General features: G+C 66.0%; 4 protein-coding genes. 2 read left to right on the forward strand and 2 right to left on the reverse strand.

Going from position 1 to position 3,409, the window contains the following annotated elements; translation table 11 throughout:
- Positions 1-1,023 (forward strand): alpha-isopropylmalate synthase regulatory domain-containing protein (locus ACWDZ7_RS42645; protein WP_451804324.1); only part of this gene is annotated, 1,023 nt, incomplete at its 5' end.
- 726 nt (positions 1,024-1,749) lie between these two features.
- Here ACWDZ7_RS42645 and ACWDZ7_RS42650 read toward each other — a convergent pair.
- Together ACWDZ7_RS42650 and ACWDZ7_RS42655 are read right to left on the reverse strand one after the other, a co-directional pair.
- On the reverse strand, positions 1,750-2,169 hold the full coding sequence (locus ACWDZ7_RS42650) for a helix-turn-helix domain-containing protein (RefSeq protein ID WP_451804326.1): 420 nt from the start codon (positions 2,167-2,169) through the stop codon (positions 1,750-1,752).
- Between the two features lie 58 nt (positions 2,170-2,227).
- Positions 2,228-2,848: a hypothetical protein gene (locus tag ACWDZ7_RS42655; RefSeq protein WP_451804328.1), complete on the reverse strand. Its 621-nt coding sequence runs from the start codon at positions 2,846-2,848 to the stop codon at positions 2,228-2,230.
- 317 nt (positions 2,849-3,165) lie between these two features.
- On the opposite strand from ACWDZ7_RS42655, the gene ACWDZ7_RS42660 reads away from it, so the two are divergent.
- Positions 3,166-3,318, forward strand: coding sequence for a hypothetical protein (locus ACWDZ7_RS42660; protein ID WP_451804330.1), 153 nt, complete (start codon positions 3,166-3,168; stop codon positions 3,316-3,318).
- The last annotated feature ends 91 nt before the right edge of the window (positions 3,319-3,409 follow it).

The raw sequence follows: 3,409 nt of genomic DNA on the forward strand, positions 1-3,409 counted from the left end.
TGCACCGCCAACGGCTACGGCGAGCGCGTCGGCAACGCCAACCTCTTCCCGGTCGTCGCCGCCCTGGAGCTGAAGTACGACAAGCGGGTCCTGCCTCCCGATGCGCTGGGCAAAATGACCCATATCTCGCACGCCATCGCCGAGATCGTCAATCTCGCCCCTTCGACGCATCAGCCGTACGTCGGTGTCTCGGCCTTCGCCCACAAGGCGGGCCTGCACGCTTCCGCGATCAAGGTCGACCCGGACCTCTACCAGCACATCGCTCCGGATCTGGTCGGCAACCGCATGCGGATGCTCGTCTCCGACATGGCCGGACGGGCGTCGATAGAGCTCAAGGCCAAGGAGCTCGGAGTAGACCTCGGCGACGACCGGGACCTGGTCAGTCGCGTCGTCGCCCGCGTCAAGGAACAAGAACGGCTCGGCTATACCTACGAGGCCGCCGACGCGTCGTTCGAACTCCTCCTGCGCGAGGAGGTACCGGACGGCCTGCAACGGCACTTCAATATCGAGTCCTGGCGCATCATCGCCGAGGACCGCCCCGACGGAAGCCACGCCAACGAGGCGACCGTGAAGCTCTGGGCCCAAGGCGAACGCATCGTCGCCGCTGCCGAAGGCACCGGCCCTGTCAACGCCTTCGACCGGGCGCTGCGTGCCGGACTGGAACGCATCTACCCGGAACTGACCAAACTGGAACTGGTGGACTACAAGGTCCGCATCCTGGAAGAAGCCCACGGCACCACCTCAGCCGCGCGGGTCCTGATCTCCACCACCGACGCGACCGGCGTGTGGTCCACCGTCGGAGTCGGCGACAACATCATCGCCGCCTCCTGCCAGGCCCTCGAGGACGCATACACCTACGGCTTGCTCCGAGCAGGCGTAGACGCGACGACGTGCGCATCTGAGTGTCCGTCTGCCGGTGATGTCGATGCTTTCCCTGAGTGCGCGCCTGCTGGTGAGGAAGGCGCGGTGGAGTTGGTCTCGGTGTTTGGGTGGGCGTCCGATGTCGTTTGTGGAGTGTCGTAGGGCTTGGTGTCGTTCGGAGATGGGGTGGTCGTCGCACAGCCATGTTGAGTACACCCGTCCCGGGGGTGTGTGGTGGTTGGTTCTGGGTTGGTAGAGCTCTGTGTCGATTGCCGGTCTGGGGGGGTGTTGGTGGAGTCGTTGTCCGGGGCGTTGTTGGGGTTCTGTTTGGCCGTGGTGTTGGGTGGTTTTTCGGCGTAGGTGTGGTGGTCGTCGGGGTGTGCGGGATCGGTGCTCACCGCGGTCTCCGGTATTCAGGTCTCCGCGCTGCTCAGTCAGGAACCCGCGTCTCACGACAGTGAGCTCAGAAGGCCCGGTCGTCATCCCGTAGACGACGATTTACGAACTCCCGGATACGAAAGAGTGAGGCGCTACACGCCATCCTGGCCACAGACACCTCAGGCTGAGGTGAGGCCACGTTCAGCTCACCGCGACCCGCGCCCGGGAGATGATGGCCGGGCTGCGCGAGGCGATGAACGTCGTCCGGCGCCCCGTGGCGGTGCTCGCCGCCCGGGTCTGCGACGCGCACGCCGCCCGCTTCTGGCTTCCCTTCGCGTGACCCGAGAGGCCGCCGATTGTTCTGCTCCTCCAGAACAAGCCGGTTTACATAGTGCTACCGGCCCGAGTAGAGGCGGGCACGAAGAAGGCGCCGCACGGGGAGTGCAGCGCCTTGGGGACTTCGCGGTGCCAGGAGCCCGCTGGAGAGCCTGGGAGGGCCCAGGCGGGGGGTTAGCCAGTGGGGGCGAGGTTGGCCATCTGCGCGGCGAACCGGGCCCGTCGCTGTTCGGTGAAGCGGCCGGGTTCGGCGGCCTTGATCTCCGGGATCTCCATGACGGGGCAGGAGACCGCGCCCCCGGTCAGCAGCGGGTGGAGCTGGTAGAGGCCGTCCTCCAGGCTCCAGGCGAGTCCGCACTCGCGGAGTTCCTTGAAACCGCGGTTCACGGTCGGCTTGCTCGCGCCCAGTTCGGCGCACATCTCGTTCTGGCTGATCGAGGCGGTGCCGGTCTCCGGGTCGCTGAGGTACAACAGCTGGTCCAGGACGCGGCGGCCGGCGGTAGTGATGTCGACCAGGGCCAGGAGGCGCAGCACGTCGCGGGGGATCACGACGGGGGCCTCTGTGGGAGGGCTGGGGACGTAAGAGCTGCTCACGGAGCCTCACCACTTCCGATCAGGTCGGGACGCTGTACCGAGGATATGCCGCGCGCGGTCATGCGCTCGCCTTGCGTACGGGCCGACGCTGCCGCAGCGTGACGACCCTCTCCTTGCGGCGGGCGGCCTCAGCGGCCTTCTTCTCCGCCTCCCGCAGCTGACGCCACTCGGTGGGGTAGTCGGAGTGCGGGATGACACAGGCCGGGCCCTTGGCGCTGTTCCAAAGCGCTTGCCACTTCTCCTGCTCACCGGAGGTGCCGGCCACCGTCAGCCACGGGTTCAGCTGGAGAATGCCGCGCTTGGCTGTGCGCATCCAGCCGATGTGCGCGAAGAACTGGCTGGCCTCGTTCACGGAGGCCGCCGACAGGTTGCACCGGGCCTGGAGGTCGCGCTGACTGGTCTTCACGAAACCGCGGGCGGCGACACGCAGCTGGTCATCGACGCGGTTAGCGTTCTGCAGGGCCACAAGCTTGCACCAGACCTGGAACCAGGAGCCGGGCATCTTCAGGCTGCCCAGCACGTCCATCAGCAGCCTGGCGTCCAGCACGTACCCGCTGCACTCCGCGCTCGCGGCGAACTCACGCCCCTTGATCTTCTCCACACCCAGGATCAAGCCGCCCTTGCCGTCCGACCGCGCAACCACGCGCTCGCCGGGTCGGACGACTGGCAGCTGTTCCATCAGCGCAGCCCTCCAGAGTTGATCAACGTTTCGGTGAGCACGGTAGCACTAGGTAAACCGGCCTGTTCTGGAAGAGCAGAACAAACGGTGGTTCAGCCTCTTGACGCCTCGTCAGTTTCGTGGGGTCTCTGTTCTGGATATCCAGAACACTCAGGACATCTTTGTTCTGGATATCCAGAACAAACGACTTCGCATCACCGCAGGTCAGAGCCGGTTTCGGCGCGGAACGCTCTTATGTGTCACTAGAGGCTACCCACCACGCGCACCGCTCCTGTCACGCCTTGCAGGGCGCGGCACAAGCAGCTGCAACGGCGGGCGTGTCCCCGTCGACAACCACCGGATCGAGGAAGCTCGCTGATGGGCGTCGTGGTTGCGCGGCCCATCCCTCCGAGGCTTTCCCCACCGGCCACTTCCTGCTGACGCTCATCCCCGAGGCGTACGAGGGCACCGGCGAGGCCGTCCACCTGTGACTGATTCCTAATGCCGTCTGTCAAGCCGCAAGGGCGATGGGAGGAGTGGGTTCGTGGCATCGTCCGTCGCGCAGAAGGGCCCAGAGGACGT

The organism is Streptomyces sp. NPDC003032 (assembly GCF_053591415.1).